The 23,190-nt window shown below is 72.3% G+C and carries 14 protein-coding genes; 4 read left to right on the forward strand and 10 right to left on the reverse strand.

Translation table 11 applies throughout. The features are described from left to right. Positions 1–152: 152 nt before the first annotated feature. The 6 genes from ABTY61_RS39335 to ABTY61_RS39360 all read right to left on the reverse strand — a co-directional run bounded on the left by ABTY61_RS39335 (position 153) and on the right by ABTY61_RS39360 (position 12,783). Positions 153–809 (reverse strand): response regulator, encoded by a 657-nt coding sequence (locus ABTY61_RS39335; protein ID WP_350510029.1) that lies wholly within the window; start codon positions 807–809, stop codon positions 153–155. Further along, positions 773–2,089, reverse strand: coding sequence for a sensor histidine kinase (locus tag ABTY61_RS39340; protein WP_350510030.1), 1,317 nt, complete (start codon positions 2,087–2,089; stop codon positions 773–775). Before ABTY61_RS39340 ends, ABTY61_RS39335 begins: the two co-directional genes overlap by 37 nt. A gap of 167 nt (positions 2,090–2,256) precedes the next feature. Further along, positions 2,257–4,221, reverse strand: a complete 1,965-nt coding sequence (locus tag ABTY61_RS39345; protein ID WP_350510031.1) for a hypothetical protein — start codon at positions 4,219–4,221, stop codon at positions 2,257–2,259. Next, a complete protein-coding gene (locus ABTY61_RS39350; protein ID WP_502895516.1) occupies positions 4,206–4,979 on the reverse strand; it encodes an ABC transporter ATP-binding protein in 774 nt (257 codons plus the stop codon). Before ABTY61_RS39350 ends, ABTY61_RS39345 begins: the two co-directional genes overlap by 16 nt. A 192-nt stretch (positions 4,980–5,171) precedes the next feature. Further along, positions 5,172–5,822: a hypothetical protein gene (locus ABTY61_RS39355; protein WP_350510032.1), complete on the reverse strand. Its 651-nt coding sequence runs from the start codon at positions 5,820–5,822 to the stop codon at positions 5,172–5,174. 55 nt (positions 5,823–5,877) lie between these two features. Continuing rightward, complete coding sequence (locus ABTY61_RS39360; RefSeq protein WP_350510033.1) at positions 5,878–12,783, reverse strand: RHS repeat-associated core domain-containing protein; 6,906 nt, start codon at positions 12,781–12,783, stop codon at positions 5,878–5,880. A 394-nt stretch (positions 12,784–13,177) separates the two neighbouring features. Between ABTY61_RS39360 and ABTY61_RS39365 the strand changes: the two genes are divergently transcribed. Both ABTY61_RS39365 and ABTY61_RS39370 read left to right on the forward strand, forming a co-directional pair. Beyond that, positions 13,178–17,635 carry a LamG-like jellyroll fold domain-containing protein gene (locus ABTY61_RS39365; protein WP_350510034.1) on the forward strand — a complete coding sequence of 1,486 codons (4,458 nt, stop codon included), beginning with the start codon at positions 13,178–13,180 and terminating at the stop codon, positions 17,633–17,635. A gap of 212 nt (positions 17,636–17,847) precedes the next feature. Continuing rightward, positions 17,848–18,402 (forward strand): sigma factor, encoded by a 555-nt coding sequence (locus ABTY61_RS39370; RefSeq protein ID WP_350510035.1) that lies wholly within the window; start codon positions 17,848–17,850, stop codon positions 18,400–18,402. Between the two features lie 78 nt (positions 18,403–18,480). On the opposite strand, the gene ABTY61_RS39375 is transcribed toward ABTY61_RS39370, so the two are convergent. Further along, the gene (locus ABTY61_RS39375; protein ID WP_350510036.1) at positions 18,481–19,026 is read right to left on the reverse strand and encodes a phosphatase PAP2 family protein; all 546 of its coding nucleotides are present in this window, start codon (positions 19,024–19,026) and stop codon (positions 18,481–18,483) included. Further along, positions 19,023–20,414, reverse strand: coding sequence for a diacylglycerol/lipid kinase family protein (locus tag ABTY61_RS39380; RefSeq protein WP_350510037.1), 1,392 nt, complete (start codon positions 20,412–20,414; stop codon positions 19,023–19,025). The genes ABTY61_RS39375 and ABTY61_RS39380 overlap by 4 nt, the downstream gene beginning before the upstream one ends. A 225-nt stretch (positions 20,415–20,639) precedes the next feature. Between ABTY61_RS39380 and ABTY61_RS39385 the strand changes: the two genes are divergently transcribed. Beyond that, positions 20,640–21,107, forward strand: a complete 468-nt coding sequence (locus ABTY61_RS39385; protein WP_350510038.1) for a MarR family winged helix-turn-helix transcriptional regulator — start codon at positions 20,640–20,642, stop codon at positions 21,105–21,107. 502 nt (positions 21,108–21,609) lie between these two features. After that, positions 21,610–22,149, forward strand: coding sequence for a cysteine hydrolase family protein (locus ABTY61_RS39390; RefSeq protein ID WP_350510039.1), 540 nt, complete (start codon positions 21,610–21,612; stop codon positions 22,147–22,149). 68 nt (positions 22,150–22,217) lie between these two features. Here ABTY61_RS39390 and ABTY61_RS39395 read toward each other — a convergent pair whose 3' ends face one another. Beyond that, a complete protein-coding gene (locus tag ABTY61_RS39395; protein ID WP_350510040.1) occupies positions 22,218–22,646 on the reverse strand; it encodes a DUF4267 domain-containing protein in 429 nt (142 codons plus the stop codon). 89 nt (positions 22,647–22,735) lie between these two features. Then, positions 22,736–23,182 carry an anthrone oxygenase family protein gene (locus ABTY61_RS39400; RefSeq protein ID WP_350510041.1) on the reverse strand — a complete coding sequence of 149 codons (447 nt, stop codon included), beginning with the start codon at positions 23,180–23,182 and terminating at the stop codon, positions 22,736–22,738. Between the last annotated feature and the right edge of the window lie 8 nt (positions 23,183–23,190).

The following is a 23,190-nucleotide window of genomic DNA, read 5'->3' on the forward strand; positions in this document are numbered from 1 at the left end:
CAGACCGCCAACGGCGCCCCACCATGTGCCCACAGAGTCGGCGGTCGGAAAATCATCCAGCCCCCGGAGCGCCCACCCCCGGAACCGCCCCCGGCGCCACCCACCCTCCCGAGAGCCCACCCCCACACCCCAGCCCCGCGCAGCGGAACCCCTCACCCCGACCGGGTCCCGTCCAGGTATGCGAGCACCGCAAGAACGCGACGATTGTCATCGTCGGAGACCCCGAGCCCGAGCTTGGCGAAGATGTTGGAGGTGTGCTTGCTCACCGCGCCCTCGCTGAAGCGAAGGCGTTGGGCGATCGCCGCGTTGGAGCGGCCCTCGGCCATCATCGCGAGGACGTCGCGTTCGCGCGGGGTCAGCATCGCGAGCGGTTCGTCGTAGGCGTTGCGAGCGAGCAGCCGGGAGATCACCTGCGGGTCCATCACCGTGCCGCCGGCCGCCACGGTGCACACCGCATCGACGAACCGGTCGGCCTTGGACACCCGGTCCTTGAGCAGGTAGCCGACCGCTCCCGCGCCGTCGGCGAGCAGTTCCCGGGCGTAGAGCTGCTCGACGTGCTGGGAGAGCACCAGCACCGGCAGGCCCGGCTGCTCACGGCGGGCGGCCAGCGCGACCTGGAGGCCCTCGTCGGAGAAGGTGGGCGGCAGCCGGACGTCGACCACCGCGATGTCCGGGCGGTGTTCCGCGAGGGCGGCGGCCAGTTCCGGCCCGCTCTCCACGGCGGCGACGATGTCGTGGCCGTGGGCGCTCAGCAGGAGTTCCAGTCCGTCCCTCAGCAGGACGAGGTCCTCGGCGAGGACAACACGCACGGCAGCTCCATGATCAGCCTGGTCGGGCCCCCCGGGGGGCTGGTCAGCGTGAGCGTACCGTCGAACACCGCCAGCCTCCGCTGGATGCCCCGCAGGCCGCTGCCGCGGGCGGGGTCGGCGCCGCCCCGGCCGTCGTCGGCGACCTCGGCGCGCAGCAGCCCGGCGGCGTGGGTGAGTTCCACCGTGGCGTGCCGGGCGTCGCCGTGCTTGACGGCGTTGGTGAGCGCCTCGCCGACCGCGAAGTACACCGCCGACTCCACCGGTGCCTCGGCCCGTCCGGGCAGTGCGGTCCGGACCTCGACCTTCAGCGGCACGTCCAGGGCGAGCGCCCGGATCCCCTCGGCCAGGCCGCGTTCGGCGAGGACCGGCGGGTGGATGCCGCGCACCAGGTCGCGCAGTTCCTGCAAGGCCTGGGTGACGTTCTCCTGGGCGTCCGTCACCACCTGCTTCGCCTTCTCCGGGTCCTGGTCGATCAGCAGCGCGACCGCGCCGAGCCGCAGGCTGACGGCGACCAGCCGGGCCTGCGCGCCGTCGTGCAGGTCCCGTTCGATCCGGCGCAGTTCGGCGGCCTGGGCCTCGGTGGCGTCCAGCCGGATCTCGGTGAGCTGCTCGACCCGCTGGGCCAGCCGGGAGCGCTCGGTGGGGCCGAGCAGGGAGCGGGTCCACCGGCCGTGCAAGTGCAGCGCGGGCCGGGCGAGGGCGAGGCCGGCGGACGACAGGAGGAGGCCGAGGAGCGGTCCGAGCAGCCCGGGCAGCGGCAACAGGCCGTAGCCGAGGGCGGGTTCAGGCAGGACGGGCTGCGCCAGCCCGTACAGGCCGTAGCCGGTCAGCAGGACGGGCGTGGCCGCGACGGCACCGCCGACCAGCGGGTCGACGAGCACCCAGGCGGCGTCCCGCCAGGTCGCCGGGTCGTTCCAGAGCCAGCGCAGCGTGAGCGCGAAGCCCGCGAACCGGCGGTTCTTGTGGTAGTCGTGGCCGGTCCAGAACCAGCCGTGCAGGGTGCGTTCCAAGGCCGGACGCGGCACGTACGGCACCGGTACGGGCACCTGCGACCAGTGGCCGGCAGCCCAGCGCGCCCGCTCGGCGGCGGACCGGACCGCCCGGGTGGCCGGCGGGAACAGCGGGACCAGCCCGAGGCAGCCCCAGAGCAGGAACGAGATCAGGTAGAGCACCGCCAGCACCGCCCCGGCCGGGATCAGCAGGGTGCGGACGGCGAGCCGCCTCAGCGCCTGGAGGGCGGTGCGCAGCGCCTCGGCACCTCGGGACTGCGGGGTGCTCACGGGGCCTCCTCCGGTCGACTCGGGTGCTGGACGGTGCTGTGCCGTGATGTGCCGTACCGTGCCGCGCTGTCTGTGCTGTCTGTGCTGTGCTGTGCTGTGCTGTGCTGTGCTGTGCTGGACGATCATGATGGCAGCCCGCCAACGGTCCCTGCCCAGCAGCCCGTTGCCTACTCGGCGCCCTGCTCCGCCGCCTGCTTGGCGCGGATCAGCCGGTACACCCCCACGAAGCACACCGCGCCCAGCAGGATGAACCCCGACGCCACCGGCACCTGCCAGTCGGGCGGCAGGTACAGGGCCAGGAACCAGCTCCGGTTCGCCGGTGCCAGCAGCGACATCGCCAGCGCCACCCCGCCCTGCGGGGCTGTGCTCAGCACCCCGACCGTCACCAGCACCCCCGCGGCCGCCGTGCGGCGGCGGGCGAGGCGGTCCAGCAGTACCTGCTCCTCCGCCGACCGGCCCGCCGACCCCGAGGCTCCGCCCGCGGCCCCGCCCGCCGGCCGCGTCCCCCGCCGGACTCCCTTCCGCATCACGTCCAGCAGCTCCGGCCCGCGGCTCTCCAGCCGGCGGCGGGCCGCCCGTCCCGTCCACCAGGCGAACAGCAGCCCGGTGGCCAGGCCGACCGCCGCCCCCGCCCAGCGCAGCGGCTCGCTGTGCAGCAGCGTCCCGGCCAGCACGACACCGGTGGCCGGCAGCGCGGCGAACAGTTGGAGCAGCAGGACGGCGAGGCTCTGCATCCGGACCTGGTCGCCGCTCTCGTCGCTGAACCCGTCCAGCGGGTTGCCGCCCGGCCGGTCCGGGAACGGTGCCGGGGCGAGCAGCGACATCAGCGGCACCAGCCCGGCCCCGGCGCCGAGCACGGCGGGCAGGACGGCCGGCAGCCAGGGCCAGGCCCAGCCGCTCGGGACGGCGAGGGTCGCCGCCACGGTGAGCAGCAGCGCGGCCGGGCCGACCACCAGCAGCCAGGCCAGCTGCCGGGCCCGGACGTCGACCCGCTCGGCGCCGGGAGCGACCAGGGTCAGCCAGAGGGCGCCGGCGTCCAGCCCGTACAGGCTGGAGCCGAGCGAACCGGCGTACAGCGCCAGGACCACGCCCGTCCAGGGCAGCACCGTCGGGAACCCGCCGAGCACCGGCAGCAGGCCGGTGAACACGCCGGTCCACAGGGCGATCCGCAGGAAGCGGGCGCGGCGCGGGTCGCGCGCCCACAGCCGCAGCTCCTTGCCGAGGACGGCGCCCCCGGGGGTGTCCGGGAGGAACCGCAGCCGGGCGCCGCGGCGGGCACCGGCCCGGCCGCCGCCCGCCGTACCGCGCACCAACTGCCGGGCCAGCAGGGCGGTCCAGGCCGCGAACAGCAGCCCGCACAAGGCGAGCAGCCCGCCGAGGCAGGCGGCGACCAGGGCCCAGTCGGAGCGCCGGGCGGCGTCCACGGCGACCACCGACCAGCCGGAGGGCAGGGCGCGCACGACCGTGCCGACGGTCGGCGCCCAGTGGCCGCCCAGCAGCTCGAGGAAGAAGGCGAGGCCGAACCAGCCGGTGTTCAGGAACCCGCAGACCAGGCCGACCAGCAGCGAGGACAGCTCCCAGCCGAGCCGCGACCGGGCGACGCTGCCCAGGCCCTGGAGGCTCAGCTTGGCCAGCAGCACCACGAACAGCAGCTGCAGCAGCATCCCGGGCACGGCCACCAGCGCGGGCAGCGGCCCCAGCCCGGCACCGAACACCGGCAGCACGGCGAAGGCGACCAGGCCGACCACCGGGGTGACGCCGACGAACGAGGCGACCAGCAGGCCCAGCGCGAGCCTGTGCGGGGGCTGCGGCACCAGTGCGAAGTACGACAGCCGCAGGGTCGGGTCCCCGCCGGTGAGGGTCGGGCCGACCGCCCAGCCGACCGTCCAGACCAGCAGCACCAGGGCGATCGTGCCCACCCCGGCCTCCGGCACGGGGTAGTCCACCAGGCCCAGCAGCGCCGTGCCCACCGCCACCGGCACGCCGCACACCCCGCCCGCGATCAGGCTCGCGGCCCGCGGGCCGGACATCGACCGCCGCAGCACGGCCAGCTTCATCCCGGTCAGCGCGGCCGCCGGGCTCAGCACACCTGCGGGGCCGAGCACCCTCCCGGGATTCAGGACGCCAGCCACGACAGCCCCTCCGCCCCACCCGTACGGGCACCGACCAGCTCGACGAAGACCTCCTCCAGCCCCCGCCCGGCCCGCACCTCGTCCACCGGCCCGGCCGCCAGGACCCGGCCGGCGGCGATCACCCCGACGTGGTCGCAGAGCTGCTCCACCAGGGCCATCACATGGCTGGAGAACACCACCGACCCGCCCGAGGCGACGAACCGCCGCAGGATCACCCGGATCGTCGCGGCCGACACCGGATCGACCGCCTCGAAGGGCTCGTCCAGCACCAGCAGCCGCGGCGCGTGCAGCAGCGCCGTCGCCAGGCCGATCTTCTTGCGCATCCCGGTGGAGTAGTCGATCACCGGGGTGTGCCCGGCCCCGTCCAGCTCCAGCACCGCCAGCAGCTCCGCCGCCCGGGCGTCCACCGTCGCGGCCGGCAGCCCGCGCAACCGGCCCAGGTAGTGCAGCAGTTCGGGGCCGCTCAGCCGCTCCGGCAGCATCATCCCGTCCGGCAGCACCCCGACCAGTGCCTTGGCCCGCACCGGGTCGCTCCACACGTCGACCCCGAGGACCGCCGAACTCCCGGCGTCCGGGCGCAACAGCCCGACCGCCATCGACAACGAGGTCGTCTTCCCGGCCCCGTTCGGTCCGACCAGCCCGTAGAACGACCCGCTCGGCACCACCAGGTCCACCCCGTCCACCGCGACCTGTGCCCCGAACCGCTTCCGCAGCCCGGACAGCCGCAACGCCGGCTGCACCGTTCCCTCCACGACCAGCTCCCCGTCCTCGCCACCACCCGCCCGACGGGCGGCTCGTGACCGAATCTAGGGACACCGGGCCACCGGCAGAATCCACCTGCCTCCCCGCCCGGGGGTGGGCCTGGCCCCACCCCCGGGCGGCCTGCGAAAACGGCGGTGCCCCGCCTCCCTGTCCGGGAGGCGGGGCACCGCCGGGTCACGGTCGGCCGCTCAGCACTGCACGGCGACGGTGCCGTAGTTCTCCTCCGGGGTGATGTCGACTCGTTCCTCGGCCGAGTCACCGTCCCGCTGGACGGCCACTCGGTACCTGCCCTGGAGGCTCCTCGGCACGGCGACGGTGTAGACGGTGTGGGGCACGCCGTCCACCGGGACCGTGTACCCGGCACGGACCGGGAAGTCCCGTCCCTGACACGAGAGGTGATCGACCGTCTCACCGTCGGCCATCAACATCACCGACCAGTTGTCTTCGAACAGGCTGGCGCCGATGAAGGTGCCGATCCCGGGAGTCGGCCGCTTGGCGATCTCCGCGAGGGGGACACAGCCTCGGGACAGCACCCGCTCCGAGGCCGTGCAGATGTCACCGGTCGTCTCCGCCTGCCAGATCAGCTCCGGCCCGTAGCCGTTGCTGAACCGGAGCTCCGTGAAGGCGTCGCCGGCAGGCGCCGTCCCCCTCTCCTTGGCCGTCTGCAGGATCAACTGCCTGACTTGGCCGAACCGGTCCGACACCGTCGGCGCGGGACTCCTCCCGGCACCGGTACCGGTGCCGGTCGGCCCGGACACCGTGGTGCACGCGCAGGCGCTCAACGCCAGACCCACGACCATGGTGCCGAGCTTCCCGGTGACGCCCCTCGCGCAGTTCATCTTCCTCCTTCGTCCTCCTGTGGTGCGGTGCCGGGCCACGGTCGGCGCGGCACTGCTACGGCTCCCTGATGTCCTGCACCGGCGTCCCGGGCTGGTAGAGGACCGGGGTCCAGCCGCTGACGAACACGGTCCCCCACGTCTTGGTCGCCGTCCTCCCGTCGTCGTAGTAGTACGTGGTCTCGTAGAGCCGTCGGGTCACGATGGGGGACTTGCCGTACAGCTGGTGGAGGGCGGTGGGCCGCAGCGTGATCTTCTGGTCCACCGTCACCGAGTCGGTCTTCCCGTCGGTCGTCTGCGTGGTGTCCTCGGAGCCCCATTCCCAGTTGGCCTCGGTGTCCGCCCCGATCTCGACTCCGCCGATCTTGAAGCCGACACTTCCTCCGACCTTGTTGCTGTGGGAGAAGGTGTTCTTCTTGGTGACCTGCTTGCTCCACTGGGTCGCCTGTGTCGCGGAGACCCCGAGGACTATCGGGTCAAGAGACTCGGCGGAGTTGAAGTCGGTTCCGACGCTGTAGTCGACGGTGGGCTGCAGGTCGTGGCTCAGCTCCTTCGAGGAGTGGCCGACGATGACGCCCGCCGGGCCTCCGGCCGACGTCGGCACCTTCTTCTCCCGGTTCGGGTTCGGAAGGGGCTTCGACAGGCTCTGCTCGACGAACTTGACGTAGCCCGCCCTGCGGATCGGTTCCTCCTTCTTGATCTGCTCGACGAGCTTCTGGTAGTTCGGCCCGTCCTGCGTCGTGTCGACCTTGGTGCCCATATTGGAGCACTTGGCGAATCCGGTCGCGCACTCCTCCAGCGCCATGCCGGTCGGGTCGGCCTTGTTCACCGGGTCGTTGTTGCTGTAGGCGTAGGCGTTCCACTGCTGCGGGTCGTCGGCCAGCATCAGCGGGTCCGGGCTGAGGAAGCGGCCGGTGGCGGCCTGGTACTGGCGGGCGCCGAGGTTGGTGAAGCCGGTCGCGTCGTCCTTGAGGCCGCCGACGTAACCCTTGTCGCCGGCCCAGGCGTTGCCCGTGCCCGAGCCGCGCAGGACGCCGAACGGGTCGGTCCAGCGACGGTTCACATCGGTGGTCGCCGAGTCGACGGACAGGGTGCCGGTGCCGTGCTGGTCGGCGAGCTGGTAGGTGAGCTTGGCTGCGCCCTGGCGGACCAGGGTGACCCCGCCCGGGAGGGCGTAGTAGCGGGTGCCGGTGCTGGTCTTGGCCCCGGTGTCGTAGGTGAGTTCGTCACCGCCGCCGAGGTTGACCGTGACCTTGCCAGGGTTGCGGCGGATCAGTTGGTTGCCGTCCGCGTCGTAGACGTAGGACGTCGTGGCACTGCCCTGCTTGAGGGTGGCGAGCTTGCCCTCCGCGTCCCAGGTCAGGTCCGCGCCGTTGGCCGCGTCCACGGTCGTCCAGGTGTGGGAGTCCCACTTCGGAGCCCAACCCGGCGCGTACACCATGAACTTGCCGTCGTCCTGGACGACCGCGAAGTACTTGCTGTTCGGGCCGACCCAGCTCTGTGAGGACCACAGCGGGACCCGCTGCGGGTCGTAGACGACGAAGTTGCCGTCATCCTGCATCGTCGCCCACGCGCCGGCGTGCCCACCGGTACCGGTCGACCACGTCACCAGACCGGTCCGCAGCGAGGTCAGCACCAGGTTGCCGTCGGTCTGCATGGTGAGCTGCACGCTGCTGGAGCGCACGGACTCGCCCGGGTTGAGCACGAAACCGGCACCCAGCGTCTTGTTCGCACCCGGGTTGGCGATCCTCGTGGTGTTCCCGGCTGCGTCGTACTGGTAACTCCCCGGCACACTCCCGTTGTTCGGGAACGTCGACTTCACCCCGGTCGGCACGTGCGCGCCGCCGGTGCCGCCCCCCGTGCCCGCCGCCGAGGTCGGCGTGTTGCGCGAGCCCGCGGCCGGGAAGACCTGGTCGATGGTCAGGTCCTTCGACACGTCACCGGTCGGGTTGTGCATGACCAGCTTCGTCCGATTGCCCACCGCGTCGTAGGTGTAGTCCTGCCAGTACGGCGCACTACCACCCACCGTGGTGGTCCCCGCCGTCGAAGCCCCGCTGGTGGGCGTCGAGTTGGCGCACGCCCCCTGCCCCGCCAGCGACGGCGTGGGCTGGCTCAGCTGCCCGGTGTCCGACCAGGCCGTGGTCAGCCGGCCCAGGTAGTCGTACGTGAAGCACTGCAGGTCCGTCGCGCCCGGGCTGTTGTCCGGGATCGTCCGCACCGCGGTGATCCGGCCCGCCGGGTTGTAGGCGTAGGTGGTGTTCTGGACGGTACCGGTGGTGGCGGTCTGCTTGTCCACGTACTGCGTCAGCAGGCGTCCCGTGGACTCGTCGTACGTGTTCGTCGCGACGACCTGGGTACCCCACGGATTCATCGTGTCACGGACGTTGCGCCCGTACGCGTCCCAGTCCGCCTGCCGCAGGTACGTGTACCCCGAGCCGCTCATGTCATTGAGCTGCCCGAAGTCCTCGTAGTTGTAGTTCACCGCCTCCTGCGCCAGATCGCCCGCCGCAGCGCGTGTCTCACTGGTCACGGCACCACTGACCGGGTTGTAGGCGGCGGCATAGTCGAAGCTCGCCTGCCCCGACTTCCCGATCTCGGCGCCCGGGATGGAGACCGAGGACTTGGTCGGACGGTAGGCCATGTCGTACTCGCCGACCGACTTGGTGTAGGCCGTACCGCCCGCTCCTCCGACGTAACGGGTCGAGGCGGTCAACTGGCCCTTTGCCACAGTGTCGTAGGTGTAGCCGGTCAGCTGGTTCGCCGGAGCCACCGAGCCGTTGAACGTCCCGGTCTTGCGACCCAGCAGGTCGTACGTCATCGCGACCGTCTGGCCACGCGCGTCCGTCGTCGACGCCAGCCGCCCCGCACTGTCGTACGAACGGGTCGACACACCCGTGTCCGGGTCGTCGATCTTCACCTCGCGGCCGCGCTGGTCGTACGTGTAGCTCCAGGTGTTCCCCGCCGCATCCGTCCGGGTGGCCGCCTGGCCGCCCGGCGTGTAGGTGTAGCCGGTGACGTCCGCGTCGGCCTGGTTCCCGGTCGCCGCGGCCGTCCGGTACTGCCACACCTGTGTCTTGCGCCCACGGGCGTCGGTGACCGTGCTGGTCGCGGTGGCACCGGCCGGCGGCGACACGTCCACCCGGTCCGCACCGGGGTACGCCGTCGTCGTCGTGGTCTGCGGCTTGCCCAGCGCCACGAACTGCGAGCTCACCACCCGCCCCAGACCGTCGAACTGCACCACGCTCTGGTTCGGCACCATCGCGCCGTCCGGGATCCACCGGGTCGTGTTCGGCTTGTTGGTGTCCTCGTAGTAGGCGCTGTAGGTCCGGCCCACCCGGCCCTGCGAGTCGTAGAACGTGTCGGCGACGATCCGGCCCTGGTAGGCCGCGACCGCCGGGTCGCCCTGGGTCTGCACGGTGCGCCCCAGACCGTCCACGATCTGCACGGACTTCCCGTAGGTCTTGCCGCCCGGACGCAGCGAGTTCGTCGTCACCGTGGACGGGCCGGAGGTGCCGTTGACGGCGTAGTCGAAGGTCGCGTTGGCGTTGCCGCCGGTGTCCTGGCCCGGGGCCCAGACCGCCTTCACCCGTCCGAGACCGTCGTACGTCCTGGTCGTCGTGCGGCCGTTGGCGTCCTTCGCGGTCAGCGTGAGGGCACGGGCCGGGTTGAGGGTGACGGTGCCGGTGCGGGCGGTGCCCGCGTCCGGTGCGCCGGCCGGGGCCGGGGTTCCGGTGATCACCTGGTTCGGCAGTTCGCCCGGGTTGGCCGAGCCGTACGCGGTCGTGGTGACCGCGCCGTTCGGGTTGGCGCTGTCCGTGACGGTCGGGTCGGTCACCGAGGTGACCCGGCCGTACTGGTCGTACGTGCTGGTACCGGTGGTGACGAACTGCGCGGCGCCATTGGCGTCGTAGCCGTCCAGCACCTGGCGGCCGGTGACCTCGGCCTTGGCACCGGCGCTGCCGAAGGCCTGGCCGTCGTAGAGCGTCCGCTTGCCGGAGACCGTGTTGGCCGCGTTCGCGTCCGCCGTACAGGCGTTGGCGCCCGAGATGACGAACTCCTCGGAGACCAGGCCGGTCATCTGGGGGTTCGCGCCGCCCGCGTACCGGTAGCGGGTGCAGACGTCCGGGGTGCCGTCGGCCGTGCTCAGCGACGTGGTGACCCGGTTGTTGTTCCCGGCGTCCGTGTTCGACACCGTCGTGGTGGTGCGGGTGCCGGTGGTGGTCGTGGCGGTCGCGGCGGTGGTGACCTTGGTGGCTCCGTAGCGGGCCACCAGGTCCGGCAGGCCGGGGCGCGCGTGGGTGGCCCTGACCGCCGGGTTCTCATAGGTGTTGACGGTGTACGACAGCGGCGAGCCCGCGTCGGCCGAGGCGTCCGCGTAGGTGTCCGTCTCCAGGATCTGCCCGGACATCCAGTCGGAGTCCGTCCGGCCACCGCTCTTCACACCGGCGACGGACGCGCCCTTCGGCTTGCCGTCGGCCTTGGCGTCGCCGTCCATGCCCTGGTAGTAGCTGGTCGTCGACTTGCCCTGCGGCCCGTCCTTGCCCGAACCCGTCACCGCGGTCACGCTCGCGAAGCCGCGGAACTGGTCCCAGGTCCGGTAGTCGGACTCGACCAGCGGACTGTCGTTGCGGTGCCAGGCCGCCAGGCCGTAGGTGTAGGAGGTGGTCATCGGCACCGAGCCGGCGACCAGCTTGCTGTTCGGGTCGACGGTCACCGTGTCCACCGGGTACCGCAGGAACCAGTCGTCCACCGTGGACTGCACCTGGGTGTCGAACCACTTCACGTTGAAGCAGGCCGCGGTGTTGCCGTCGGCCGAGGACGGCATCCGCCCGGCCGCGCGCGAGCACTGGTCCTGCTTGTACGAGACCGTGATCGTGCCACCGGTCTCCGTGGTGATCGCCGCCAGGCGCGGGCGGTTGTAGCGCGGGCGAGCCGGCACCAGGCCGTCCACCCGGTTGGGCAGCAGCAGGTCCGTGAAGGCCACCTGCGGAAGCGCCTGCTCGGCTTGGCCGTTGGCGGTGTCCTTGCCCGTCCGCTTCACCGACTGCAGCCAGGCGATCGGCGCGTTCTCCGTCGCGTTCTGCGGCGTCTTGAAGACGTGGGTGAACTCGTACTTGTCGACCGGGCGGTAGGAGCCGCCCGATCGGATCGAGGTCGTGATCCCGTTCAGCCACTTCGTCGACCAGTACGTGGGGCCGTAGTTGGTGCAGGCGCCACTGTCCTGGCACAGCTTGTCCAACGGCGCGTCCGGCCAGTTGGCGGCGTTCGCCGCCGTGCGCTGCGACGGGTCACAGGCGGCGGCATCCGAGACGCACCGCTCACCCGAGTCGAAGTCGACCCGGGCCGCGGACTGGTAGGACCCGCCCGCGCCCAACTGGTCGGACAGCAGCTGGCCGTAGGTGACCGCGGAGAGCACGCCGCCCCGGGTGTACGGGGTGTTCGCGCCCTGGCCGCCGTTCTGTGCGCCGCCACGCGCGTACCAGTTGGTCTCGGGCGTGTAGGAGTACGTGGTCAGGTTGCCGTGGGCGTCGACCACGTAGTCGAGGTTCCAGCGCCAAGCGGTCTGGCACCAGGAGCCCTTGCCCTTGGAGCCGTCGTAACACGGGTCGCCGGGGTTCGGCGAGTAGACCGGAACCGTCCACGCCGACTTGCTCTCCGGGCCGGTCCTGCTCGGCGAACCATCGGCCGCCGGCAGCTGGTTGAGCCCGAAGTAGTAGACCGTGCCGGAAGTGTCCGTCACCTTCAGGTACGAGCCGTTCCACGTCCCGTTGTTCGCACCGGTCAGGAACTCGACCTTCGTCCCGTCATCGCCCTTGAGCCGCCAGGTGCACCTCGACTGCTCGTCGGTCGCGGTCCCACCGACGCACGAAGCGTCGTCCGGCACCAGCTCGCCCGAGTGTCCGCCCAGTGACAGCGTCAGGTTCGGACCTCCCCAGCACTGGTCGCCCGAGCCGGGGATGCCGGCCTTGTCGCAGCCGCGGTAGCCGCGCTCGACGAACCCCGCGCCCAGGTCCCAGCCGTCGCCGATCCAGGACGCCTGAGCGTTCGTCGACGCCGTCTTGCCGTCCACCGACGCCGAGTCGTACCCGAGGGCGAGCGAGGGTGCTCCCCCACCCAGGGACGGCGGCACCACGATCGGATAGCTGTAGGTGAACGACCCCGACGAACTCCCGGCCGTCCAGTTCTGACTGGACGCCAACGGCGTGGCGCTGTACGTGCCCGTTCCGCCCGAGGGCGCGGCGTCCAGCGCCAGCAGCACCCGGCTCGGGGCGGCCAGGGACTCCGCCGCGGCCGCGGACTCCGCCCGCGAGCCCTTCGAGGTGCCGCCGGCGGCGGGCAGCTCGACGTCCGCCACCAGCCGCTTCGACTGCTCGTCGTAGTGCGAGGCGACCGGCGTCCGGGCCCGGCAGCCGTCGGCGCCCGGTGTGGTCAGCGCACAGTCCGGCAGTGCTACCAGCCGCGCCCGGTGGGCGAGGTCACCGGTCACGCCCAGCGCGCCGAGGTCGAGCCCGACCTGGACCTTGCCGGCCTTCACCGCCTCCTCGCGCGACAGCGCGACCACCGTGCCCTGCACGCCCTTCGAGGCCTCGGCGGGCGGCACGGCGACCTGCACCCGCACCGGGGTGGCGGGCCCGGCCTCTCCCCCCGGCGCCGGAGCCAGCCAGACCGGCAGGTCACCCGCCTGCTTGGACGCGCCGGCGGCCGCGTCCAGCGCCACGTCCGCGCTGCCCTCCTTCGGCTGCGGCAGGGACTTCGGCGGCACCCAGTTCGGCGAACCGGTCGGCGGCGAAGTCGGCTTCACCTTCTCCGCCGTGCCGTGCACCGAGGCCGTCTTCGGCAGCGGCGTGCCGGGCGGCGACCAGATCCGGTCCCGGTCCGCGCCGCCGCCCGCAGGGGCCGCGGCGGCGGTGCCGAGCGGAGCCGCCAGAACGGTCAGGACCGCAAAAGAACTGACAACCGCCAATCGGGATTTTCGCCATGTGGAAGGCGTTTCGTCCCACCCGGTGTCACCGGGTGGTCGTTCGGAAAAAGAGGACATCTCCACCCCCATGAGAGGTCCGCGCCGCGACTCGGCGCGGACAGGCCTCGGTGGAGGGTAGGGCGCTAACGATCCGACCGTCGAGCGACTTGAGGCTCCCCTGAGGCTGTGATTCAGATCACCGTTGAACGAAATCGGCGGACGGTTCGTCAAACCGGACATCCACCGCAGAAAGCCAATTGACGTTGAATCACCAATGCGGCAGCTTGCTGGGGACCCTTACGAACCATCCTGTATCCGACCGTCATTCACGGCCGGACATTCACGCCTTCCCTGAAAGGGCTTCACGATGCGCGCTCCCTCCGGAGCCTCCTCCGGCATGCGCAGAACCAGGCACCCGTCGCGACGCTCGCACGCCGTCGCGGTCTCCCTGGCGCTCGCGCTGACCTCCGTCGGACCGATAGCGCCGCTGGCCTTCGCCGCCGACTCCCCGGCCACCCCCACCGCCTCCGCCGACCAGGCCCCCACGGTCCCCAAGGACCTCGCCGACCGGATCGCCGCCGGAGACGCCAAGTTCGCCGGCGAGAAGCCCCAACTGGCCTCCGACAAGGCCATCGCCGATGCCAAGCGCACCGGAAAGCCCGTCCCGGTACCGGAGTTGACGGACGAGTACAGCGAGACCGTCGCCACCCCGGCCGGCCACCTCGCCCGCACCCAGCACGCCGAACCCCAGCGGGTGAAGCAGAACAACGGCTGGGCGAACCTGGACGGCACCCTCGTCCCCGACGAGCGCGGCGGCTACCGGCCCAGGACCGCCGTCGCCGGCGTCCACCTCTCCGGCGGCGGTGACGGCCCGCTCGGCACCCTCACCAGCCAGGACGGCGAGTCCCTCACCATCGACTCCCCCTTCCCGCTGACCAGGCCCAGCCTCGACCCCAACGGCGACGCCCTGGTCTACCCCGAGGTCGCCCCCGGCATCGACCTGCGGGTCACCGCCTCCAAGCTCGGCGGCCTCTCCACCGTCCTGGTCGTCAAGACGGCCGAAGCGGCGAAGAACCCGGCCCTGAAGAAGGTCCGCTTCCCGACCGTGGCCAAGGGCGTCACCGTCAAGGCCGATGACGCCGGCAACCTCACCGCCACCACCAAGGACGGCAAGGTCCGCTGGCACGCCTCCACCCCGCAGATGTGGGACAGCGGCACCGGCGGCGCCACCACGGCCAACGCCCCCAAGGGCAAGGCCGCAGCCGCCCAGCGCGACGGGCAGGACCAGGGCGACGACAGCCGGGAGCAGAAGAGCACCGCCGACGGCCCCGGCGCCGGCGCCAAGGTCGCCGCCATGCAGACCTCCGCCTCCGGCGACGCCGTCGAGCTGACCACCGACGACACCGTCCTCGGCAAGGGCCAAGGCCCCTGGTTCATCGACCCGGGCTGGGTCTACGACCGCCGCGAGGCCACCACCTGGACCTGGACCCAGTCCGCCTACCCCGGCACCAACAACCTGGGCCGCACGGTCGCCAACTCCGGCGACCAGTACGCCCAGCCGGGCGTCGGCTACCAGGGCTTCCGGACCTCCAAGGGCGTCGAGCGCTCCTACTTCCAGTTCGACACCCGCTGGTACAACGACATCGTCATCAACAAGGCGACGATGTCCTTCTTCGAGGCCAAGTCCTCGGACTTCTCCTGCACCAACAAGTACACCGTCGACCTGAACCTCACCGGTGCGATCGACAACAACACCACCTGGAACAACTCCCCCGGTGTGGTGACCGGAGTCGGCTCGGCGGACGTCGGCGGCGCGGGGCAGAACGGCTGCAGCGGCAACACCCAGTTCGACTACGACGTCACCGGCGTCTACCGCCAGTACGCCCCCAGCCACGACAACCTCACCTTCGGCCTCTTCGCCCGCAACGAGTCCAACGCGACGGCGTTCAAGCGCCTGACGTACAACCCGGCCGTCGTGGTCGAGTACGACCGGGTGCCCAACACCCCGACCAACCCGTACGCCTGGCCCGTCCCTTCGACGGCCGTGCCGTGGGCCGAGAACCAGGGCTGTGACGGCAAGTCGATCGGCTGGCTCAACTCCGACTCCGGCTTCAACGGCTCCGTCACCCTCAACGCGACGGTCAGCAGCAACGCGCAGAGCTCGCTGTTCGCCTGGACCCACATCTGGGACTACGCCGACCTGAGCGCCGACGTCGACTCCGGCTACACCGGCGAGGTGGTCAGCGGCGGGAACGCGGCCTTCCAGGTCAAGCCCGGCGTCATCAAGGACGGCCACGTCTACGGCTGGGGCACCATGGCCACCGACAAGCTGGTCCAGATGTCCGCCTCGACCCCGATGTGCCGCTTCGGCGTCGACCTGACCCCGCCGACCATCTCCGTTCCGGACGCGTACACCGTCCTGCCGGCCGCCGACCTGGCGGACAAGTTCCCGCCGTCCGGCAACGGCCAGGTCACCAAGAAGCACGTCGGCGAGCAGGGCATCGTCCCCTTCACCGCCACCGACCCCGCCCCGGGCGGCAACGCCTCCGGCGTGATCTGTGCCCGCTGGGGCTGGGACGCGCAGCTCGCCAACGTCGGCTGGTCGTGCGGAGGTTCGATGCCGCAGGGCGGGATCCCGGTCACCCCCGGCCGCTGGGGCACCAACATCCTGTACATGCAGGTGATGGACAACGCCCGTAACGTCTCCCCGGTCGCCCAGTACTCCTTCTACGTGCCGTGGAACCCGGACGGCCCGCCCCCGGTCTTCGGTGACGTCACCGGCGACGGCGCGCCCGACATCCTCGCGCCCGACCAGGCCGGCTACCTGCGCGCGTTCAACCCCCCGGGCAACCCGAACGCCAAGAGCCCGGCCGTCTCCGCCGTCTCCATCCCGGCCGAGGCCCCCGGCGGCAAGGGCTGGAACGGCATCCAGCTCACCCACCGCGGCACCCTCACCGGCGGCAACAACATCGACGACGTCATCGCCCACGCACCCGGCGACCCCGAGCTCAAGGTCTACCCGAACCCGGGCAACACCGGCGTCTACGGCCGGATCGACAAGCCGGTCCCGCTCGCCAAGCCCAAGTGCGCCAAGACCTCGACCGAGGACTGCTCCTGGCTGACCGCCGCCGGCTACAACGCCAACGACTGGTCCACCACCCTGCGCATCGCCGCCCTCGGCGACCCCGTCAACACCGACCTCGACCCCAGGCTCGGCTTCAAGAACAAGACCGGCCTGCTCACCGTCGAGAGCACCAACAACGGCGCCGACGCGGCCCTCTGGTACTACCCGGCGACCAACGCCAACACCCTCGGCAAGCCCGTCCGGCTCGCCGCCTCCGGTTGGAAGGACAAGGAGCTCATCTCCTCCGGCGACTGGGCCAAGCAGGGCCACCCCGGCCTGTTCACCCGCAACCTCGCCGCCTCCGCCGACGCCGCCAAGGACGACCTCAACGGCCTCACCTTCACCACCGGCACCGTCCTCGCGACCGACAACCAGGGCCAGCCGGTCAACGACCCGTCCGGCACGCCGCTCATGGTCCCGACCCTGACCGGCATCGCCACCTCCACCAAGATCGGCGGGGTGCCCAGCGACACCTGGACCACCCTCGGCTCCGACGGCGACCTCACCGGCAACGGCAACGCCGCCCTGTGGGGCGTCAAGGCCGACGGCTCGATCGACATCTGGTGGGGCAAGGTCACCACCCCCGGCACCCCGACCGCCGGCTACACCTGGCAGGTCGGCCCCAACACCATCGCCAACACCGCGGTCAACCCTCAGTGGTGGGCCCTCGACGGCCGCACCTCCGGTGACAGCGGGGACGCCAACAAGCTCTACAAGAACGGCGACGACCCCAAGAACACCTACCCGACCGGGGCGCCGCTCACCGCGGACCACAACCGCAGCGCCAACAAGGCCACCGCCTTCGACGGAGCGTCGGTCTACCGCACCACCGCACCCGTCAACGGCGGGCTCGACACCACCCGCAGCTACAGCGTCTCGGCCTGGGTGAAGGTCAACAACCTCGACAACTACCAGACCGCCGTCTCCCTCACCGGCGACGTGGCCAGCCCGTTCTACCTGCAGTACTCGAAGGCCTTCCACAACTGGGCCTTCGTGCTGCCGAGCAGCGACAGCACCAGCCCCACGGCCTGGTACTCCGCCTACGACCGCAGCGGGCGCACCAACGCCACGATCGGCCAGTGGACCCACCTGACCGGTACCTTCAACGCCGACACCGCGACGGTCACGTTGTACGTCAACGGCGCGGCCGTCGGCTCCGACAAGATGCCCAGCGGCTGGAAGCCCGCGCCCGGCAGCCTGAACGTCGGCGGCGTCACCTACAACACGGCCGCTCCCGGCGACCTGCTCAACGGCGCGGTCAGCGACGTCCGGGCCTACCCGTACGCCCTGACCGACCAGCAGGCCAACACGCTCGCCACCACCGACGCGGCCATCCAGATCCGCAGCGCGGTCAACAGCGGCAAGTGCCTGGACAACTGGGGCGGCTCGGCCGGCGCCCAGCTCCGGATCTACGACTGCTGGAACGGCGAGGGCCAGCACTTCGTGATGACCAAGGACAAGCAGATCAAGATCCCGATGTCCGGCCGCTGCCTCGGCACCGCGGACGCCGCCGCCGCCAACGGCACCGCGGTCGTCGCGCAGGACTGCGGCAGCAACCCGGGCGCCCAGACCTGGATCCGCCGCTACGACAACTCGCTCTACAACCCGGCCTCCGGCCGTTGCCTGGACCTCCCCGGCTGGGTCACCACCAACGGCAGCGGCCTGGACGTCTGGGACTGCGCCGACCAGGCCAACCACCACTGGATCTTCGAGGCCCAGCAGACGGTGTAATACCTGCAACACCCTGTCGCACCAACGCTGTCCCCCGTCGGGAGCCCTCCCGGCGGGGGACAGCGTCGTTCAGTCGGCCCGGGTCGGACCGGGACGTGGCCCGATTCGGCACTGCACACCCGGTGTGATCAACCTGCTTCTCCGAGTAAGGTCCACCCACGGCCGGGGCACCGGTCGGTGACGAACCCCCCGCCCCCCGAAGGAGTGCGACCGTGCCCGAGCAGGACCGGCAGGCAGGCCAGTTCGAGTACCTGCGGCCGCGGATGAGGGCGCTCGCGTACCCGTTGCTGGGCTCGCACGCGGAATCGGAGGTCGCGGTGCGGGAGGTCTGGGTCAGGCTCGGCCGGATCAATCCGGAGGAGGTCGCGGACGTCGCCGCCTGGCTGACCACGGTGACCGGGCGGGTCTGCCTGGACCTGCTGGGTTCGCGGGGTGCCCGGACGGTGCGGCTGCCGGACGTGGTGGCGGGGCCGGTGCAACCGGTCCCGCCGGGCGGGGCGGTCGGGCCCGCGCTGCTGGTCGCGCTGGACGCGCTTGCCCCCGCCGAGCGGGTCGCCTTCGTGCTGCACGAGGTGTTCCGGCTGCCCGTCGACCTGATCGCGACCGTCCTCGAGCGGACCACCGCGGACACCCGCGAGCTCGCCGACCGGGCCCGCCGCCGGGTGCAGGAGGCCCGCCCGGCGGACGCCGCGGGCAGCCCGGCCGGCCGCCGGAGCCGGTGGACGCCTTCGCTACGGTGGCCCGCGACGGGGACGGGGCGGCGCTGACGGGATTCCGAGGGCGGAGCCCGACAGGCCCAGCCCGCGGTGTCCAGGCGGTGGCGCCTGGTCCGAAGGGCCCCGACCCTACGACGCCCGCCGCCCCACCGCGAGCACGATTCCGGCGCAGCTGCTGCCCAGCAGGGCGCCGGCCAGCACGTCGCCGGGGTAGTGGACGCCGGTGTGCACCCGGGAGTAGCCGACGGCGACGGCGAACAGTCCGAGCGGGGTCGCGGTGGCGGGCAGCAGGGTTCCGACGGCGGTGGCCAGGGCGAAGGCGGAGGCGGTGTGCCCGGAGGGGAAGGAGGCGCTGGCCGGCATGGGGACGTACCGGCCCAGCACCGCCCGCACGGCCTCGCGGTCCGGGCGGGGGCGGCGCACCAGCTGCTTGCCGAGGACGTTGGCGGTGAAGGAGGCGAGGGCGACGGCGGCCGCGCCGGTCAGCCCGGCGCGCCGGCCGCGGCCGGGGCGGAGGGCCAGGGCGGCGGCGACGGACAGGTTGAGCTTGGAGTGGTCGGCGGCCCGGGAGAGGGTGCGCAGGGCGGAGTCGAGGGCGGGGGTGTCGGTGGCGGCGACGGCGGCGTAGAGCGCCTCGTCGAGGGCGGTGAGGTCGCGCAGGACGGAGCCGGTCACGGGCGGCCGCCCGTACGGGGCCCCGCCGCCCGGCCGGAGGCGTCCCGACCGGAGCCGACTCGGCCGGAGGCGTCCCGGGACAGGGCCAACCGGGTGAGTTCACGCCAGTCCGGCCGGCGGGCGTGGGCCTGCTGGGCGGGGTCCGCGCCGGGGCGTCCGCGCGGGACGCGGACCCGCAGGGCGCGGTGCAGCAGGGTGCAGACGACCGGGGTCGGCAGGGTCAGCGCCTCGCCGTCGACGGCGACGGGGATCTCCGGGGCGTCGGCGTGCACGGTGACCTGCCGCGCCGAGAGCAGGGTCAGCGCGGCGGCCCGCTCGCCGCGCAGGGCGAGTTCGGCGGCCTGGGCGGCACCGTCGACCCGGATGCCGATGACGCCCAGCAGGCCCTTGTCCAGGCGGGGGCGGCGGCCGAGGTCGACGGGGTCGGGGGCGGCGTACGGGTTGTTGCTGACGAGCAGGGCCTGCGGGGCGTCGATGCGGTGCCCGTCGGCGCGGGCGGTGAGGTCGGGGCCCTCGTCGCCGAGCAGCAGGTCGGGCAGGGCGTCGAGTGCGGTGGCGGTCTTGGCCTCGCGGTACTGGGGGCTCTGCACGATCTGCGCGTAGGCGCCGAAGGAGACGGTGTTGACGAAGGTGCGGTCGCCGACCCGGCCCAGGTCGACGGTGAGTTCGACGCCGTCGCGGAGCGCGTCGAGGCAGGTCGCGGGGTCGGTGCGGTCGAGGCCGAGGTCCATCGCGAAGTGGTTGCGGGTACCGGCCGAGACGACCAGGAACGGCAGGCCGTGTTCGGCGGCGACGGCCGCGACCAGGGCCTGAGTGCCGTCGCCGCCGGCCACGCCGAGCAGGTCGGCGCCGTCGGCGATCGCCCGGCGGGCGAGTTCGGCGACGTCCTGCTCGACGGCGGGGTCGAGCAGCACCACCCGGGCGCCCAGTTCCTCGGCGCGCCGGACCAGGTCGAAGCGCTCGACCTTCCCGCCGCCGGACTTCGGGTTCATGATCAGCACGGGCCGCCGCGGCGGTGGGCTCTCCCGGACCGGCATCGGGCGCGGCGGCCGGGCGGCGCGCAGCGCGGCGCGGCCGCAGGCGAGGGCTGCGAGCCAGAGGGCCACGGCGATCAGCCCGAGCACCAGCACCTCGGCGTGGAGGGCGAGCAGGACGACGGCGACCGGCGCGCCGACGGCCAGCAGTGCCCCGAAGAGCCGTGGCAGGGCCCGGCGGGTGAGCGCCCACCAGACGCCGACGGCCGCCACCGCCAGCCCGAGGAACTCGGCGAACAGCACCAGCAGCCCGTGCGGGCCGGTGAGGGCGAGCGCGACCACGGCGGCCGCCGCGCACAGCAGGGCGAGCCGCGCGAGTCGGCGCGGCCGGCGCCGGTCCACCACGTCCTCCATCGACCCGCCTCGTCCGTTCGGCCCGTTCGGTCCGGTCACCGTAACCGGAGGGGGCGCCCGGGGCACGTCGAGCTCAACCGATCGCCTTGACGCGGCGGCGGTGACCGCCCCGGACGCCGCACCCCGTTGGCCCGAATCAGTTCGTACGTAGCGACTGATCAGCCCACTGATGTACCTTAAAGCCCGAATAATCCGCCGCGGGGGGCAGCCAGGGATGCGATCACTGTGACCGAAAGCAGTTCCGACCAGCCGAACTCGGCTCCGCTCGACTTCCACGACCGCCTCGGCCACGCCATCAAGCGGGCCGAGCAGGCGCTGATCGGCGAGAAGACCCGCGCGCTGCGCACCGTCGACCTGACGGTTCCGCAGTACGTCACCCTGTTGGCGCTCCAGCAGTCGTCCGGGATGTCCGGAGCGCAGCTGGCCCGGGAGTGCATGGTCACGCCGCAGACCATGACGACGATCCTGACCAACCTGGAGAACAAGGGCCTCATCACCCGTGAGACGTCGAGCGTGCACCAGAAGGTACTGGTGGCCAAGCTCACCCGCTCCGGCCGCACACTGGTGAAGAGGGCCGACACGCTGGCCTGCGGGGTGGAGAAGCGGCTCACCGACGCCTTCGACGACACCGAGCAGGCCCAGCTGCGCGAGCTGCTGGAACGCTCGGCGGCGGCGCTGCGCAAGACCGACTGAGCCGCATACAGCACCACAGCACCGGGCGGAAGGCCGCCCCCTGGACGCCCGATCACCAGCCGGGGCGTCGAGGGGGCGGCCTTTCCCGTTCCCGGGCACGACGCCCGACCCGCGCGCATCCGGGCCCTCCTGCGATCTCATGCTTCGAACACGGAAGAGACTTCACTTATTGATTAGTATCGCGATACTAGACAAGCCATTGACCCGAATCAGGCCTCTGATACTATATCGATCATGCAGACAGCGCACGAGCGCGCGTCGCCCATCGGCATCCTCGGCACCGGGTCGCAGCTGCCCGCGAACGCCGTCGACAACACCCTGGCCGGCTCCCGAGCCGGCGTGACCGCCGAGTGGATCCAGCGCAAGACCGGCATCAGCGCGCGGCGCTGCGCCGCCGAGGGCGAGGCCACCTCCGACCTCGCCGCCCGGGCCGTCCGCGGCGCCCTCGCCGCCGACCGACCGTCCCGCGCAGAGCCCCCGACCGACCACCCGAGGAACCCCGATGTCCAACACCCCCGCCGCCCTCACCCCCGGCACCGTCCTGGTGCTGGTCGACCTCCAGCAGTGGATCGTCGACCGCCCGGCCGCCCCGCTCAGCGGCCCGGACGTGGTCCGCTCCGCCGCCCGGCTCAAGACCGCCTTCGAGGCGGCCGGCCTGCCCGTCGTCCTGGTCCGCTACGCCCGCATGGACGGCAGCGACGGCGGCCCCGACTCCCCCTTCAACCGCTTCGCCCCCGAGGTCGCCGCCCGGCCCGGCAACGAGGTCGTCACCAAGTACGGCATCGACGCCTTCGCCGGCACCGACCTCGCCGAGCGCCTCAACCGGCTCGGCGCCACCAGCCTGGTCGTGGCCGGCATCGCCACCGAGTACGGCGTCGGCGAGACCGTCCGCACCGCCGTCACCCTCGGCTACCCCACCACCGTCGTCGAGGACGCCGTCGCCGCCCTCTCCGCCCCGGGCCACAGGGCCGCCGTCGACGTCTTCCACCGGCTCGGCGTCACCCTCACCCACACCGACCGCCTGCTCACCCCGGCCGCCTGACCGCCCGCCCCCACACAGCCACCGAGCCCCCGCCCGACCCCGGGCGGGGGCTCCGCGCCCCGCCACGCTCAGGCGGCGGCGGGGGCCGGTGCGGAGGCCGGTGCGCCGGAGGGCTGACGCGTCTCCCGCAGGGTCAGCAGGCCGGTGACGACCATGCCCACCGCCGTCAGGCCGTGGACGCCGAACGCGGCGCCGGCGGAGCCGTGGTGGGCGAGCACGGTGGCCATGTCGCCGAACGGGATCACGGACCCGGCCAGCAGGACCCAGGCCAGGGCGCGGCGCTGACCGGTCAGCAGCAGGACGCTCAGGATCAGGCCGTTCCCGACGTCGCGGATGCCCTTGAGGACCAGGAAGCCGCCGCCGTCGCCGGAGGGCCAGCTCGGCAGGCCGAAGGTCGGCGCGATGGTCTCGGGGGCCAGCACGAAGGTCAGCCCGAACCAGAAGATGAAGAGGATGCCCGCGGTCGTCAGGGCGGTGTTCACGGTCTTGCGGGACATCGGTGTCTCCTTGCGGGAGTCGAGTTGCGGGAGTCGAGTCGCGGGAGTCGAGTCGCGGGAGTCGAGTCGCGGGAGCCGGGCCGGCGGGCTCAGACGAGGGCGGCGACCAGCAGGGCGAAGGCGGCGATGATGACGGCGACGCGGCCGTAGTGGTAGCGGTCCCAGCGCGCGGTCTGCTCCTTCCAGTCCGCGGGGCGGTTCTCGGGGGTCCAGGTCTTGCTCCGGTTGTTGATCGGGACGAGCAGCAGGATCGACATCAGCACGCTGACGATCAGCAGTGCGCCTGCGGTGACGACGAGGCCCGCGCCGTGGTGGTGCCATCCGGCGACGGCCCAGATCGCGGCGAGGACCAGCGAGCCGATGTACCAGACCGGCATCACCGCGCCGAGCATCCGCCCCCCGTGGGCGCGGGCGAGCTGGCCGGCGTCCTCGGGGAGTGCGCCGAAGATCCGGTTCATGACGAAGGCGACGGAGAACTCCACCCCCACCATCACGCCGACGACCACGGTGGTGAAGACCTGGAGTGCGTTGAGCATGATGACCC

The sequence above is a fragment of the Kitasatospora sp. NPDC096128 genome, assembly GCF_040303105.1.
Taxonomy (GTDB): Bacteria; Actinomycetota; Actinomycetes; order Streptomycetales; family Streptomycetaceae; genus Kitasatospora.

What these genes read in the sequence shown, in the direction of transcription:
- ABTY61_RS39365 (WP_350510034.1), top strand. Translation starts at nt 13,178, where the DNA reads ATGCGCAGAACCAGGCACCCGTCGCGACGCTCGCACGCCGTCGCGGTC.
- ABTY61_RS39395 (WP_350510040.1), bottom strand. Translation starts at nt 22,646, where the DNA reads ATGTCCCGCAAGACCGTGAACACCGCCCTGACGACCGCGGGCATCCTC.
- ABTY61_RS39390 (WP_350510039.1), top strand. Translation starts at nt 21,610, where the DNA reads ATGTCCAACACCCCCGCCGCCCTCACCCCCGGCACCGTCCTGGTGCTG.
- ABTY61_RS39400 (WP_350510041.1), bottom strand. Translation starts at nt 23,182, where the DNA reads ATGCTCAACGCACTCCAGGTCTTCACCACCGTGGTCGTCGGCGTGATG.
- ABTY61_RS39355 (WP_350510032.1), bottom strand. Translation starts at nt 5,822, where the DNA reads ATGAACTGCGCGAGGGGCGTCACCGGGAAGCTCGGCACCATGGTCGTG.
- ABTY61_RS39380 (WP_350510037.1), bottom strand. Translation starts at nt 20,414, where the DNA reads ATGGAGGACGTGGTGGACCGGCGCCGGCCGCGCCGACTCGCGCGGCTC.